This is a genomic window from Maridesulfovibrio sp., assembly GCF_963677005.1.
Taxonomy (GTDB): Bacteria; Desulfobacterota; Desulfovibrionia; order Desulfovibrionales; family Desulfovibrionaceae; genus Maridesulfovibrio.
Genome location: NZ_OY781616.1, coordinates 3,131,616 through 3,147,393, shown reverse-complemented (window position 1 = coordinate 3,147,393; position 15,778 = coordinate 3,131,616). Strand labels below are relative to the sequence as shown.

Here is a 15,778-nt window from a genome sequence, read left to right as displayed (position 1 = left end):
TTTTTCCGGAAGCCGGCGCGGATATCGGGAAACTATCCGCGCCGGCACCGGCCGCTGAGGTCTCGGACCTACAGCGGAAACAACAGCGTTCCTTCGATCTATCAGTGACGGGCATCCCCGGCAGCTGAAACCTCGTCCGGCACGTCGGTTTTATTCTTCTTCAGCCTGCGTACTCCGGAAAGCACCCAGACAAAGAAAACCGGGGCAAAAAGGATACCCAGAACAGTTGCGCTGAGCATGCCGCCGATAACACCGATTCCAAGGGCCCGCTGGCTGGCTGCACCGGCTCCGTTCGCAATTGCAAGCGGAATAACACCGAGTATGAAAGCCATGGAAGTCATAACAATGGGCCTGAAACGCAACCGCGCACTTCTGGCCGCCGCATCAACCAGGCTGTAGCCTTCCTGATGGAATTGCTTGGCAACTTCGACGATCAGAATAGCGTTCTTGGCTGCCAGCCCGATGATAGTGATCAGCCCGACCTTGAAATAAACGTCGTTGGACATTCCCATGACCGTGACTGCCGCAACAGCACCCAAGGCCCCCAGAGGCACAATGAGCATTACGGAAAAAGGAATGGACCAGCTTTCATAAAGAGCCACCAGCAGGAGAAAAACAACCACCAGTGCCATGGTAAAGACTTTGGGAGCCTGAGCCCCGGCGAATTTTTCCTGATAGGACAATCCGCTCCACTCATACCCGATTCCTGTCGGCAGGGTTTTCATTATCCGTTCAAGTTCGGCCATGACTTCCCCGGAACTGTATCCCGGAGCAGCGTCACCGGTCAGCCTGAAAGCGTTATATCCGTTGTAGCGAACGATTTGGACCGGGCCTGTCTCCCATCTGGTGCTTATAAGCGAAGTGAGCGGCACCTGTTCCTTATGTCCATTGGGAACATACAGATTATTGAGACTTTCCGGGCTCTTGCGACTTTCAGCACTACCCTGAACCACAACACGCTGCACGCGCCCGTTGTTGACAAAGTCGTTTACCATGGCAGAGCCGTAGGCGCTGGAGAGCACCGTCTTAATATCTGAAAACCGGACCCCAAGTGTCTCGGCCTTCTCACGGTCAATATTCAGCCGGAACTGGGGTGCGTCCGGCAAACCTTCAAGACGGGCGTAAGCGATGACCGGGGATTTGTTGGCTTCAGCGAGCACCATGCCCATGGCCTTGGAGAACTCAGCCCGACTTATTCCGCCACGGTTCTGCAGACGCAGGGCAAAACCGCCGGTATTACCCAGGCCGTCAATGGAAGCAGGGTTGACCGCAAAGATCATCCCGTCCGTGTTCTGCGAAAGCATCCGGTTGGCCATGCCCACTTCAGCCTGGGTGGACTCGCCTTTTCCGCGTTCCGACCAGTCCTTGAACGAAGGAATGGCGAGAGCGGCATTTTCACCCGTTCCCGAAAAGCTGAATCCGAGAACCGCAACAGTCTTATCAATTGCCGGGCGTGAGCGCAGATAGTCTTCCACAGCCCGGACCACAGAAAAGGTACGGGAATACGTGGCACCGGGAGGAAGCTGGATGCTGACGAACATGTACCCCTGATCTTCTTCCGGAACAAAGGATTCCGGCAATCGCATAAAGCTGAATCCCAAAGCCACGAGCAAAGCCAGATATACGCACATGCATAATGCGGTTCTGCGTACAAGCTTGCCGGTTATCCACTCATACCGCAGGCTGAGCCGCTCGAAGAACCGGTTGAACATGCCGAAGAATCCGCGTCTGCCCGCATGCTCGCCCATGGATACGGGCTTTAGTATTGTGGCGCACAGGGCCGGAGTCATGGTCAGTGCCAGAAACCCGGAAATAAGGATGGAGACCGCGACAGAGACCGCGAACTGACGGTAAATAACCCCGACAGATCCGCTCATGAATCCGAGCGGCAAAAAAACCGCAGACAGAACAAGTGTGATCCCGACGATAGCCCCGGAAATCTGCCCCATGGCCTTGATGGTCGCCTCTTTGGGTGGCAACCCTTCGGCCGACATGATCCGCTCCACGTTTTCAACAACCACGATCGCGTCATCCACCAGAATCCCAATGGCCAGGACCATTCCGAACATGGTCATCATGTTGATGGAAAAACCCAATGCGGACATCACCGCGAAAGCGCCGAGTACGCAGACGGGCACAACAATACTTGGAATGAGTGTGTAACGGAAATTCTGGAGAAACAGGAACATGACCAGAAAAACAAGCAGCACGGCCTCAATGAGGGTGTGAACAACCTTTTCAATAGCCACGTCCACGAATTTGGAGGAGTCGAAGGGAATGGATATCTCCATATCCGAAGGCAGTGTTTTTTCCAGTTCGTCAAGCCGGGCCATGATCCTTTCAACCGTACCGAGGGCGTTCGCTCCCGGGGCAAGCTGAACTGCGGCAGCAGCGGTCGGTACACCCTGAAGTCTTGAAACGGAGTTGTAGGACTCCGGACCTATTTCGATTCTGGCAACGTCGGAAAGATGCACCGTGGAACCGTCCAGACTTGCGTGCAGAAGAATCTTCCCGAATTCCTCGGGAGACTCCAGCATCCCCTGAACCATGAAGGTAGCCTTAAGCTCCTGATCGGACTCAACCGGGCGCCCGCCGAAACTACCGGCCGGCACCTGCACGTTCTGAGCGGAAATGGCATCGTTGACATCGGTTATGGACAATCCGTAACTGAGCAGTTTCTGAGGATCGACCCACACACGCATGGCACTTTCGGAAGCAAAGAACTGCAGCGTTCCCACGCCGTCCACACGCCTGATTTCGTTATTTATGTTGCGGGCCATGATATCGGCCAGTTGCTGCGGATCCTTATGTTCCCCCCCGGCCTTGTAACGCAGGGAGTAAATCATCAGGAAGCCGGAGTTGGCCTGCTCGATGTCTATCCCCTGGTTCCTGACCGATTCCGGCAGACGGGACTCCGCCCTTTTGACCCTGTTCTGGACATCGACCTGAGCCATGTCCGGATCAATACCCGGTCTGAAAGTAACGTTGATAGTTGCGACACCGTTGGAGCTGCTGGTGGATTCATAGTACAGCAGTCCCTTTGCTCCGTTCAGTTCCTCTTCAATAAGACTGACCACGGAATCATTGAGGTCGGAAGCGGATGCTCCGGGATAGGTTGCCTCGATCCTGATCTGGGGAGGAGCTACCTGCGGATATTTTTCCACCGCCATATTCGGTATGGCCATGGCTCCGGCAATAGAGATGAAAAGAGCTACGACCCATGCAAAATTGGGACGCTCGATAAAGAATCTGGACATTGGCTTATCTCTGAAATTTATGGAAGCACTGATTAATTTTTCAAATGTCTCCGACGGCCCTGCCGGGGGCCTTAAACCCTTTTGCAAAAGGGTTTAAGAATCCCAAACAATCTATTAAGGCTTTGCCGCTTCGTATGACAAAACGTAATTGACATAAAACGTGCAATCTACACTGTAAAAGTTTGTTTTTATGAATTAAAAAACAACACAATATACAGTTAATGCAATATGCAGGTTAGGATTTACCGGAAGCGGCATTCAGTTCAGCCGCAGGGGCTCCGGTATTTTTTACGGATACGGTCATTCCCTGATGAACTTTTTCCGACCCGTTGATTATGAGTCGGTCTCCTGGTTTCAACCCTTCGGTAATCTGCCAGCGTCCACCCTGCATAAGACCGGTTTTAACGGCACGCTGAAAAACGGTATTCCCTTCATCCACTACAAAAACATGCGCGGAACCGTCGGCATCACGAATAACCGCCCGCTGCGGAACGAAAACAACGTCCCGGGTCTTGCCGAGCTTTATTCCTATGCGCACGAACATGCCGGGAAGCAGCATGCCGTCCTTGTTGGGGAATTCACTTCTAAGGGATACCTGCCCGGTCTCCTGATCAACAGTCACATCGGAAAAAAGCAGTCTGCCCTTAGCAGTGTAATCAACATCGTCAAGTGAAACGGTCACTTCGGCCTTGTCTTCACCGCTTACAGCCTCGTTCATTATGGCCTTCAGCTTAAGATATTCCGCAACAGGCTGATTGATATCGGCATAAATGGGATCAAGCTGCTGTATGGTGGCCAGATGAGTAGCCTCGCCTTCCCCGACAAGAGCCCCCTCGGTAACAAGCGCCCTTCCTATCCTGCCGGAAATGGGAGCTGTAACCGTGGCATAACTGAGGTTCAGGGATGCCGAACGCACGGCTGCTTCGGCCGCATTTTTTGCCGCCAGTGCCGCCTTGTAGTTGTTTATGGCCGTATCAACTTCCTGCTGGCTGATCGACTTTGTGGTTATGAGCTTCTTGTATCTTTCGGCCGTAACTCTCAGGTCGACCATGCTGGCCTCTGTCCTTGCGAGATCCGCACGGGCCTGGGCGAGTGTTGCCTGAAACTGGGCGGGATCAATATGAAACAGCACCTGTCCCTTGGTTACATGGCTGCCTTCCTGAAAATCCCTGCTCAGGATAATGCCGGCTACACGGGCGCGAACCTGCGCTACCCGGCGGGCGGAAACCCTGCCCGGAAGTTCTATGCTTCTGCGGAAGGGAGTCATCACAACTTCCTCCACCTCCACCGGAACCATTCTGGCGTGGCTGTCTCCGGCCTGGGCTGTATCCGCATCCTTGCACCCGGCAAACAGTGCGCAAACGGCAAGCACAACAAGCGCTACCGCTACCAGCTTAAAATTTTTTACATTGTATTCAGGCATGTGTTCTCCTAAAAGCATAAATGCCAAAACCATATTCCGGAATAAATCCAGGAATATGGCTGATTCGAATTGAATTACTATGAAGGGACTCTATCAGTACAAGGGTTAATTCAAGGTTAACCGCTAAAGGGGGAGAGAAAAAACGGACAAAAACTGTCGAGAATATTTCGGCAGCAGGGAGGTGTTGAAAAAACTAGCGTGAAACCGGGGAGAAAGACGCCTTGACCAGACGCGCCAGATCCTGCGGGGCAAGCTCGATATCCATGCCTCGGCGTCCGGCGCTCACAAAAACGGTCTCGCAGCCTTCCGCGGAAGAATCAATAACGGTGGTAAGTAGTTTTTTCTGGCCGAGGGGACTGACCCCGCCGACAACGTATCCGGTTGTCTTTTCCACCAGTTTGACTTCAGCCATGGCAACTTTTTTTGCACCAACAGCCTTGGCCAGCAGCTTGAGGTCCAGACGTTTCATGACCGGGACGACGGCCACAACAAGGTCTTTGCCGGCGGAGACCACCAGGGTTTTGAAAACCGTATCAGGGTCCACTCCGAGCTTTTCGGCCGCTTCCTTTCCGTAGGCTTCGGCAGCGGGATCATGTTCGTATTCGTGGACCTTGAACGAAATCTTGTTTTTCTTAGCCATGTTGATTGCGGGAGTCATGGGTTCTTCTTTATGCAAAAAGGGAACGGCTTGGCAAGAGCGGCGCACAGCATACCGGGCCCCCGCACCGGGTATTTCAAGTTGTCCCCAAACGTTAATTCTGCAAAAATAAATTCATACGTTGTCATCATTCCAACATTAACCGCATTCAGGAAGTCCTTGTGTCGAACATCCGTAATAGTCTGGCCGCCATCTTCTTCTGCACCTGCATATCCCTGCTGACAGCAACACAAGCGGCACATGCCGATATATTCAGATCCGAGGAGCTTGTTTCAACGCAATGCAATTCCTTTTTCGACATATATGATTTCGTATTTCCCGTTCTGGCATCGGCTGTTGCGGTTAATCCGGGTTCACCGATGCCTGAAAAAATCGACCAGGCCTCGGACTATGTGCATTTCTATTCAACTCCGGGATTCAATAAACGTGAAAAAGGGCTTGGAACCGGTGACGGATGGAGATTCGGGGCAACCGTAATGCTCTATAGCGGCAACATCTTATGCTCGGAACAATCTTCCCTCGCAGTGATGCTTCTTGACTTCTACTTTCCGCGCATAAGATTTCGTAATGTGCAGCACCATACATTTCACGAATTGCTGTACGATGGTGAATGGTACATCATAGACCCGTATGCAAACACGCACCTGCGCAACCGCAAAGGGCAAAGCGCTACATATGGCGATATTCAGAAATACCTGAACGGCGATTCGAATGCCTTGAGTTTCCAGGCCAATGAAAAAGACAAAGTCAGGACCTACCTTGATCTGTTTAAAAACAACGGGAAAAGTGATTATTCAAAAACGTTTGCCATGAACTATTACAGTTATGGCGATTTTCTCGGATATGGCCTGCAGGAATTCTTTGACCGCTCAGAAGTGGACATGGAAATGCTTTCAGCAAAGAGAAGCATGCTTTATCTGCTGTATATAAGAAACAATATCTGTAATTATATTTTCAACAGCAAAGATAGACGGAAGGCTGCATGCAATATTCAGAATTACCTGTTCTCGAAAATAAAAGAGGATGCGCATAAAGGCATTTCAAAAAATAAGATTAACTATGACCTGTTTTTCGCCCGAGGCTACCAGCTTCTCGGCCGGTACAACCTGGCTCTGGAAGAGTACAGAAAGATTGAACCTTCACAAGAAGTAGAGTTGTTCATTGCTCAATGCTATTACAAGCTGGACAACCGTGCTGCATTCAATAATCTCAAGCAGAAACTTCAAAACAATATTTTTTATCGCAACATGTATTTTATATTAAACGGTAAAGAACTTATCCCCGGTGATAGAAGTATATTCGGCAAATTTTTGTACTTTTAGCAACTATATAAATTAGTTGTAGCCTACATGTTTGAACATGCATTTTTTAAAGAATGCTTCATCACTCTTTTTTAAATATTTCCCGTTCATAAGGTAATACATGTACCTGTAAAATAAATTTTTGCTTAGCTTCACATTCAATGAATTAAATTTCTTTTTTTCTCCCATCTTGAAATAGCATTGTGAAATAAAAAAATTTATCTGCTCCGATTCAGGTATCAATTTATAAATACCCAGAGCTTTCTCATATCTGCCAAGCAACTGGTACCCTCTGGCAAAATACAACGGTGATATCGGCTTACCCCTGTTAAAACCTGCTGCCGTTTCGTCATTAATGAGCTTGAAGAAAAAATCCTGAATCGCATAGACGGCCTTCTTTTTATCGCTCTGCCTTGAAAGAATGGCAAAAACATTATTTCTCACATAGGTGAGATATACATAGCAATCAGGCTGTTCCAGCGGCATTCCTTTTTCTTCGGCAATTTTTAAAGCGTCTTCAATAGAGAGCCCCAGAAGCGCGCTGTAACCCACTCCGGGCATGGGAACGGTTTCTCCGTACTTAAGCGAATCCGAAGCAAAATTCTCTTTGGCGTATAACTCCAGATACTCTCCTGTCCGTGGCAGAACCGGGTTGTTGAGGACCAATGCTCCCTTATCTCCACCAAGCCAGGACTGGATGTCATCAAAGGAAGCAAGCCCGCCCTGCCGGTTCCTGATGCGCATATCCCCGTAAGGATCTACAATGACCCACCTGCCGTTCACATTTGCCTCATGCAGGGTATGATGGCTTGCATCACGGACTCTGGTCGGCCCCAGATAGGGCTCAAGCATCATCGCGGCCAGGGCTGACTGCTCTGAGCACAGCAGATTACCGCTGCACATCATTACTGTCGCCTCCCTCCTCCACGCTCCTCCCGTACCCAGACCGGAATAACGTTTATACATATGGGGGGTGGAATAGAAATTAACGTATGAGATTACGTCAACAACCTGTTCGGAAGAATTCGAGACTCCGTCCAGAACAATCGCTGAGGCCAGAACGGGAAATATCCAATCGTAAATATCCAGAAAAGTGTTTGCCTGGGTGGACCGCAAGGATTCAAAAGTGAAGGCCTCTGCTCTGGAAACAGGCTGCAGGCTCAAAAAAACAGCCACAGAACAAGCAAAAAAAAGACGCAAAAAATACATTTCAACACCTGGATTATATATTTATTCTCTTTACCCAAGCCTAAAAAAGATATGATTCAAGGACAAGATATAAATCAGTAAGCAGTTACCCCCGCTCAGGAACTCTGCTGCGGAGGACGTATTCACCACCGGAAAAGCATGGACAAGGCCTCTGTTATGCAATTAAATGCGTTGGTGAAGGGATAACCGGAACAGAATCGAGCAGGATGTTTTTTACAACCACGGGCAGCAAAACAACATCCATCCGAAATAAATCATTCCATCACTTCGATCATAAAAGCATTCAGCACATTTTATGTTATGGTATGTGTAAACAACCCCTCTCCGGACAGAATGCCCCGGAGACTGCTGCAGACTTAATTGATGAGGATCTATCAGTAAACATGGCAAAAGAGGTAAGCGATACAGGCATTATGCAAACCATGCACAAAACCCTGATTCTTTTTCTGGCGTTACTGCTGTTTCCGGCGGCAGCCTCGGCCAAACCCGAAATTCTGCTTATCGAAAGTTATCATTCTGATTTTTTCTGGGATGCTGAAATTGTCGAAGGACTTCGCTCGGTCCTCAAGGACACAGTAGAACTGGCAAGATTCGAGCTGGATACAAAAAGGCTGCCCGAAGAAGAACACGAAAACCGAGCTGAAATGGCCTGGGAGTACTACCTGAAGACATCCCCGGACATTGTCGTTCTGTCCGATGACAATGCAATGAGAATGCTTGGAAAAAAATTTCTGAAAACAGACACTCCGGTAGTGTTTCTGGGAGTAAACGAAAACCCCAGAAAATATATTCAGCTGCGAAAAAATATCACCGGCGTTCTCGAAAGGCTTCCTTTCAAAAGAATGCTCCTGACCATGAAAGATCTCTCTCCTCAAAAAAACAGCAGAATACTCATCCTCTTCGACAACAGTTCCACGGCAAAAACAATTATCAACAATGAATTCAAAGGACAGAACTCCTTTGACCTGTACGACCTGCACTGCAACATTGTTTCCACCCCGGACCTCGCTGAATTGAAAGAAGCGGTATTAACCGCCCGGTCAAACGGATACTCATACATCATACTGGGATTATTCTACCATCTGTTCGACAACGGGGTTCATGTGGACAGTGAGCAGGTTCTGCAATGGATCTATCAAAACACGCCCCTGCCCCTTTTCTCATTCTGGGGGGTGAGTGTCGGCAAAGGAAGGGCCACCGGAGGCATAATCATGAACGGTAAAATCCAGGGCGGAGCAGCAGGAAAAATCATACAGGAAATTATAAACGGCAGAGAAGTCAGTTCCATCACCCCGGTGACCCCGGATAATGGATCGATCATTTTCAGCAGACACGAACTTGACCGCTGGAAAATAAGACTTCCCAGAAACACCCTGATGCGCACCATTCTGGTAGAGTAGCCCATTATAATCCAGACAGGCCGACCGAGCTTCCCCGGCAACATCCGGACATGACCTGAAAACATTTATTGTCATAAGCCTTTCCATCAAGACACCCCGAAGCACACGCGCACACAATTTTGTCAATCACAACAAACAAGCTTTACAGGAGCCGGTACACATACTACATTTAAGTAAAAAACAACCCGAGAACAAAAGACCTGTGAAAGCTACAAGTAATTATGCTCCGCTATGGGCACTCCTTCCTGAAGGACAGAAAACAACCGCTCCCGGAATACTTGATCTCTGCCGGGAACTGCAGCAGATCGTAACCATTATTTCCCGACTTTCGGGTATTGATCTCTACATAATCAATACCGACTACCTCTGCGTGGCCGGATCAGGATTCTACGAGGCGGCTGTGGGCTGCCTCAGCCCCCGCGACACAGCCATCGGCTACAGCCTGGTCAGCGGACGCCCGACCATGGTTGCGGACCCGAAAGCCAACGCCGCCTGCCGCGAATGCTCGCAGAAACTTACCTGCCGCGACCTGGCCAACTACACCGCCCCCATAGCCGTGCGCAACAGAATAGTTGCCGCAGTACAGATCGTTGCCTTCGATTCCGCGCAATGCGCCATACTCAAGGAAAAAGCGCTGGATATTGCTGAAGCCATCACCCTTTTTCTGGTCCAGAACTGCGAGGCGGACTCCAGACTGCTTTCCGCCCTTGCCGGATCGGCGGACGAAATAGACAGTTCCGGGCTTGAACGACTCGTCGGCGAAAGCAAGGCCATCCGCACCCTCAAGGACGATATAATCCGTTGCGCCCCTCTTGATTCAACCATCCTGATTCAGGGAGAGTCCGGCACAGGCAAGGAACTCACCGCACAGGCCATACACGATCTCTCTCCACGGGCGGCAGCACCTTTCATCGCCGTAAACTGCGGCGCAATTCCGGAATCGATAATTGAGAGTGAATTGTTCGGGTATGCTTCGGGAACTTTTACCGGAGCGCACAAGGGCGGAAAGGCCGGACTTTTCGAACACGCAGAGGGCGGCACCCTCTTCCTTGATGAAATCGCCGAGCTCCCTCTGCAGCTGCAGGTAAAACTGCTGCGCGTACTGCAGGAGCGCAAGGTAATGCGCCTCGGCGGACGCACCGAACACGATTTCAATGTGCGCATCATAGCAGCTGCCAACGTTGATGTAGCCGAGCAGGCCAGAGCAGGCAAATTCCGGCAGGACCTGTACTACAGGCTGTCCGTCATCCCTCTGCATGTCCCGGCGCTGCGTGAAAGGGAAGGAGATATTGAACTGCTCGTGCATCATTTCGCCCGGTTGTACGCACGCAGAAGAGGTGAGCCGCAACCCCCGGTAGAACCGGACCTGCTGCAGAGATTCATTTCCTACCCGTGGCCCGGAAACGTGCGCGAACTCAAAAATTTCGTAGAATACGGCATCAACTTCCGCAAAGGCCGCGCCCTTGATCTGGCAACACTTGAAGAAAGATTTCTCAATGCGGAAAAGTCCTCCTCGGTAGGCGGCTACGGACATTGGAATATGGACGGCAGCCAGCCCTGCCCAAGCAATGCTCCAGCATCGGCAGCAGACAACGGAGTGAAACAGGCTGCGCCTGCCTCCGAAAAGGAACTTACCGAACAGGAAACCCTCAGCGCGTGCCTTTCGCGCTACGGCGCGGACCTTGAAGGCAAAAAACGTACAGCCGAAGAACTCGGTATCAGCCTTGCTACCCTGTACCGCAAAATTAAACGGTACGGCCTGCTTGACGCCTATCGCTACGATGTCGGGGTTCATTAAGAACAGCACGCTTTTCAGACGCCGTTGGCCGGAAGACATAAATTCAAGAGCCGGAAAGCTTGGTTAAGCTTCCCGGCTCTACTGCTATATGGATGGAGGGGTGAAGGTATGTTTTCTGTTGCCTAATGGGCCTTCCCGCCCATGTATGCCTCTTCGAGACGACCATCGGCCACCAATTCCCTGGCAGGGCCCTGCATGACGATGGTGCCGCCTTCCATAATGTATCCGTAATCGGCCACGGAAAGGGCTGCCTTGGCATTCTGTTCAACTAAGAGAATGGATGTGCCGGTTTCCCTGATTTTCACGATAAGGTCGAAAATGCTTTTGATGACCAGCGGAGCAAGACCGAGTGAAGGTTCATCCAGAAGCAGAAGCTTCGGACGGCCCATAAGTGCGCGACCGATGCACAACATCTGCTGCTCACCGCCGGACATGGCACCCGCCTGCTGCTGCAGCCTTTCCTCCAGAATGGGGAAGAGGTCGAAGACATAGGCAAGGTCGTCTTTGAAATGCGCTTTATCCTGATGATATGCTCCGAGAATCAGATTCTCCTCGACACTCATGTTGGAAAAGATCTGCCTTCCTTCCGGGGCCTGACAGACTCCGGCCATTACAACCTTGTCCGAACCGATATTGGCAATATCGTTGCCCTGAAAGAGAATTTCCCCTTTATTGCTTTGATAAATATTGGAAATGGCCCGCATCAGGGTTGTCTTGCCGACTCCGTTGGAACCGAGCACGGCAACAATGCCGTTTTCCGCCACACTGAGCTCGACCCCGCGCAGGATCTGCTGAACACCCATGCTCACATGGAGATCGTGTACTTCTAATATTGACATTCTTCACCTCCAAGGTAGGCCTCAAGCACTGCCGGGTCTTTCTGTACCGACTGCGGAGTGTCGTCGGCTATTTTTTTGCCGAGGGCAAGAACCATGACCCGGTGACAGATGCCCATAACCAGCCCCATGTCGTGCTCGACCAGCAGGATGGGCACTCCTTCCGAATTGAGTTCGCCTATGAAATCGGCTAGCTCTCCGGTTTCCTGTTCGTTCAGACCCGCTGCAGGCTCATCAAGGATGAGAAGCTTGGGGTTGGTGGCCATGGCCCGGGCGATTTCAAGATATTTGCGCCGACCATAGGAAAGGTTGGCTGCCAGTTCTCCGGCCTGACCGTCCAGACCGACACGTTTCAGAATATCCCAGGTTCTGCTGCTTATTTCTTCATCCGTGCTGCAGCGGAAAGGCCAGATAGCCCTACGCAGGGAATGCCCGAGAGAACCGATGGCTCCCACTGAAACGTTATCGAAAACAGTCATGTTAGGCATGATGCGCAGGTTCTGGAAGGTCCTTCCGATTCCGAGCTTTGCAACCTGATACGGCTTGAGCCCGGTAATGGGGGAATCCATAAAACGCACTTCCCCTTCGCTGGGAGGGTAAAATCCGGTCAGACAGTTGAAAAAGGTACTTTTGCCCGCACCGTTGGGACCGATCAGTCCTACCAGCTCTCCCGGTTTCATGGTCATGTCCACACTGTCCACGGCCACAAGGCCGCCGAATCTGCGGGTAAGCCCTTTTGTTTCCAAAATGTATTCCGACATTATTTCCACCCCACCACCTGGCGGCCGTTCCAGGCCGCGTTGAACTGCTTTCTGGCCATTTCCAATGCTGATGTCTCGCCGAAAAGACCTCTGGGCAGCAGCAGAATGGAAAGAAACATGACAACACCAACAGCGATCATACGGAAATCACCCAGTCCGCGAGCCACTTCCGGCAGCAGGATGAGCAGCAGGGCGCCGAGAAGGCCGCCCGGCAAAGAACCGAGTCCGCCGACAACAACCATTGCCAGAATCAGGATTGACTCGCTGAACTGAAAGCTGTCCGGGCTGATATAACCTACACTGTGAGCAAACACCGCACCGGCCAGTCCGGCGAAAAAGGTGCTGGCTCCGAAGGCCTGAATCTTGAGTTTGACAACATTGATTCCCATGGCTTCGGCACACTGGTCGTCCTCCCTCAGGGAACGCAGGGCGTTGCCGAAGTAGGAGTTGGTAAGCCGCCAGATTACATAAATGGAAATACAGGCCAGAACCGCAATTACATAGTAGATGGACAGGAGGCTGGTGAACCTGTGCCCGAAGATTGTTATCGGTTCATAAAGCTGAACACCCATGGGTCCGCGGGTTACTGAAACCCAGTTCAGCAGGGTGACGTGAATTATCTCACCCACCCCGAGAGTGGCCACGGAGAAATAGATGCTTATCAGCCTCATGGTCGGCAGGGCTACGAGAATACCCGCAATTCCGGCGGCAACTCCGCCCAGCGGAAGGGTTACCAGAAAGGGCAGTCCGTAATTGGAAGCCAGCAGACCGGCGGCATATGCGCCGATTCCGAAAAAAGCCGCGTGGCCCAGGCAGAGCAGGCCGGCCGTACCGGTGATAAGGTTCATGCTTGCGGCAAGAATGCAGAAGATCAGGGCCGAATTGGCAATCTGAATATAGTAACTTTTACCCAGGGCGGAAAGCACTCCCGGAACAACTGCCAGCACAAGCAGCAGGACTGCCGCGGCCAGCATGCGGGAACGCCATGGATTAACTTTCATACTGTCGTTCATATCTGTCCCCTCGGAATTATACACGTTCCCTGCGGGCGCCGAAGATGCCCTGAGGAAAGAAAATAAGGGTTATAATTAGAAAACTGTAGGCCACCATATCGCTCCAGCCCTGAGTCATGAAGTCGGTTGCCAGCGACTCGCACACTCCGAGAATAAGCGCACAGATTACGGCACCGGGAATGCTGGAGAGTCCGCCCATAACCATGGCGACGAACGCCTTGAGTGAAGGGGCGAAGCCCATGGAAGGGAAAATGGCTCCGTAATACAGGCCGACCATTATACCGGCGGCACCGCCGAGCATACTGCCCACGGCGAAAGTGGCTATAATGGTCCGGTCAACGGAAAGGCCTACGTATTTGGCTCCGAGCGGGTTGTTGGAGATAGCCCGGATGGAAAGGCCGATGCGGGTATGATAAAGCACGTACTGCAGTCCGCCGAGCATGACTATGGAAGAACCGAGAATCAGGAACTGACCGGTGGAAAAGGATACGGGACCGACCGGGATGGGATCGTTGAGCAGATACTGTCCGGGTATGGTCTGCATTTCAGCGCCGAAGAAATGCTGAATGAGTTCCTTGATGATAATGGAAAATGCCAGAGAGGACAGGAGGGTGGCTTCACGCATGGCTCTTGATTTGAGTGAGGCTTCGTCCTGAAAACGCCTGAAGGGTTTGAAGGCTATCTTTTCCAGAATCACACCGGCGACTCCTCCTACGGCAAGAGCCGCGACAATAATAAGGGCGAGGGGCCAGTTGAAGGCATTGATGAATACCAGTCCGGCAAAAGCTCCGATGGTATACATCTCGCCGTGGGCGAAGTTGACAACGTTAAGCACGCCGAAGATGAGCGTGAAGCCGATGGCTATCAGCGCGTAGATCATTCCGGCGCTGAGGCCGTTGACGATTTGCATCAGAAAATACGAGTCCATGGTGTGATTTTCCTGTGATTGGTGGCGGGGCCGGGAAGCCCCGCCGATAATTGCTGGAATGACTTATACTGCTACTTTACGAGAACGAAGGAACCGTTTTTGACTTCAAGACGGGCCAGACCCTTAACAGGTTCACGGGTTTCAGGATCAAAAGTAGTTGAACCGGTAACGCCGGGATAGTCCTTGGTCTGGGCCAGAGCATCACGCAGGCTGGAGCGGGTTACATCGGGACCGACCTTGGCGATTGCATCAAGCATGATACCGACTGCGTCATAGGCCTGTCCTGCAAACATGTTCGGCTCGGAGCCGTATGCAGCCTTGTATGCTTCAACAAATTCGACAACATTGGGGTCGGGGCTGTCACACATGAAGGTGGTGGAAAGCATCAGACCTTCGGAGGACTCACCGGCCAGTTCAAGAAGTTTGGGAGAATAGAGTGAAGAGGTACCGAAAACAGGAGTCTTGATGCCGAGCTGCCTGCGCTGCTGCAGTACCATGGAACCTTCTTCATACATCATACAGAGGTATATGGCCTCGGGCTTGTCCCTTTCCACTTTGGTAAGAATTGAACGGAAATCGCGGTTTCCGGGGTTGAAGTACTCGATTGCGGTTACTTCGCCGCCGAGCTCCTTGAGCCCTTTTGCGAAATATTCGGCAGCGGAGATACCCCAGTCGTTCTGGATGGCTATGATTGCGAATTTCTTGAAACCGAGTCCGGTAGCCCATTTGGCGACAAAGGGACCTTCATAGGCCTGGGTGGTGATGTTACGGAACTGGTAGTTGCCGACCTTGGTAAAATCGGGGTGGGAAGCGGTCTGGGAAAGCTGCGGCATACCTTCCATGCCGTAAACACGACCGGCGGCCATGGATACTGTAGAGGTAAAATCGCCGAGAACGCCTACAATCTTTTCATTGTCAACGAACTTGCGGGCGATGTTGATAGCTTCCTTGGGATCGGATTTGGAATCTTCGTAGGTGATTTCAACTGTTGCACCTTTGAGCTTTCCCGATTTGTTAAATTTGTCAAGCTGCAGCTTGGCGGAATTACGGAAGACTTCCCCGTACTGTGCGTGGCTGCCGGTAAGGGGCAGTGTGTAGCCCAGCATGATGGTTTTATCAGCCTGAGCGGTTGAGGCCAGCAACAAAGCGGCCATGGCGGCAAGTCCAAAAAGAAGGTTTCTGATTTTCATTTGT

At 51.4% G+C, this 15,778-nt stretch carries 12 protein-coding genes; 3 read left to right on the top strand and 9 right to left on the bottom strand.

Features of this window, described 5'->3' with window-relative positions:
• Positions 1–101: 101 nt before the first annotated feature.
• From ACKU4E_RS13950 to ybaK, 3 genes are all read right to left on the bottom strand, one after another.
• Entirely contained in the window at positions 102–3,257 is a 3,156-nt protein-coding gene (locus ACKU4E_RS13950) for an efflux RND transporter permease subunit (RefSeq protein ID WP_320171689.1), read from the bottom strand.
• Between the two features lie 235 nt (positions 3,258–3,492).
• Positions 3,493–4,680: an efflux RND transporter periplasmic adaptor subunit gene (locus ACKU4E_RS13945; RefSeq protein WP_320171688.1), complete on the bottom strand. Its 1,188-nt coding sequence runs from the start codon at positions 4,678–4,680 to the stop codon at positions 3,493–3,495.
• A gap of 193 nt (positions 4,681–4,873) precedes the next feature.
• A complete protein-coding gene (gene ybaK / locus ACKU4E_RS13940; RefSeq protein WP_320171687.1) occupies positions 4,874–5,338 on the bottom strand; it encodes a Cys-tRNA(Pro) deacylase in 465 nt (154 codons plus the stop codon).
• A 161-nt stretch (positions 5,339–5,499) separates the two neighbouring features.
• On the opposite strand from ybaK, the gene ACKU4E_RS13935 reads away from it, so the two are divergent.
• Positions 5,500–6,660, top strand: a complete 1,161-nt coding sequence (locus ACKU4E_RS13935; RefSeq protein ID WP_320171686.1) for a hypothetical protein — start codon at positions 5,500–5,502, stop codon at positions 6,658–6,660.
• A 12-nt stretch (positions 6,661–6,672) separates the two neighbouring features.
• On the opposite strand, the gene ACKU4E_RS13930 is transcribed toward ACKU4E_RS13935, so the two are convergent.
• Positions 6,673–7,848, bottom strand: coding sequence for a hypothetical protein (locus ACKU4E_RS13930; RefSeq protein WP_320171685.1), 1,176 nt, complete (start codon positions 7,846–7,848; stop codon positions 6,673–6,675).
• A gap of 383 nt (positions 7,849–8,231) precedes the next feature.
• Between ACKU4E_RS13930 and ACKU4E_RS13925 the strand changes: the two genes are divergently transcribed.
• Positions 8,232–9,248, top strand: coding sequence for an ABC transporter substrate binding protein (locus tag ACKU4E_RS13925; protein ID WP_320171684.1), 1,017 nt, complete (start codon positions 8,232–8,234; stop codon positions 9,246–9,248).
• Positions 9,249–9,450: 202 nt separating this feature from the next.
• The gene (locus ACKU4E_RS13920; protein WP_320171683.1) at positions 9,451–11,046 is read left to right on the top strand and encodes a sigma 54-interacting transcriptional regulator; all 1,596 of its coding nucleotides are present in this window, start codon (positions 9,451–9,453) and stop codon (positions 11,044–11,046) included.
• Between the two features lie 122 nt (positions 11,047–11,168).
• On the opposite strand, the gene ACKU4E_RS13915 is transcribed toward ACKU4E_RS13920, so the two are convergent.
• The 5 genes from ACKU4E_RS13915 to ACKU4E_RS13895 form a co-directional block, all read right to left on the bottom strand.
• A complete protein-coding gene (locus tag ACKU4E_RS13915) occupies positions 11,169–11,885 on the bottom strand; it encodes an ABC transporter ATP-binding protein (protein WP_320171682.1) in 717 nt (238 codons plus the stop codon).
• Positions 11,873–12,643: an ABC transporter ATP-binding protein gene (locus ACKU4E_RS13910; RefSeq protein ID WP_320171681.1), complete on the bottom strand. Its 771-nt coding sequence runs from the start codon at positions 12,641–12,643 to the stop codon at positions 11,873–11,875. The genes ACKU4E_RS13915 and ACKU4E_RS13910 overlap by 13 nt, the downstream gene beginning before the upstream one ends.
• Positions 12,643–13,656 (bottom strand): branched-chain amino acid ABC transporter permease, encoded by a 1,014-nt coding sequence (locus tag ACKU4E_RS13905; protein WP_320171680.1) that lies wholly within the window; start codon positions 13,654–13,656, stop codon positions 12,643–12,645. The genes ACKU4E_RS13910 and ACKU4E_RS13905 overlap by 1 nt, the downstream gene beginning before the upstream one ends.
• Before the next feature lie 16 nt (positions 13,657–13,672).
• Positions 13,673–14,584 (bottom strand): branched-chain amino acid ABC transporter permease, encoded by a 912-nt coding sequence (locus ACKU4E_RS13900; protein ID WP_320171679.1) that lies wholly within the window; start codon positions 14,582–14,584, stop codon positions 13,673–13,675.
• A gap of 71 nt (positions 14,585–14,655) precedes the next feature.
• Positions 14,656–15,774, bottom strand: coding sequence for an ABC transporter substrate-binding protein (locus ACKU4E_RS13895; protein ID WP_320171678.1), 1,119 nt, complete (start codon positions 15,772–15,774; stop codon positions 14,656–14,658).
• Between the last annotated feature and the right edge of the window lie 4 nt (positions 15,775–15,778).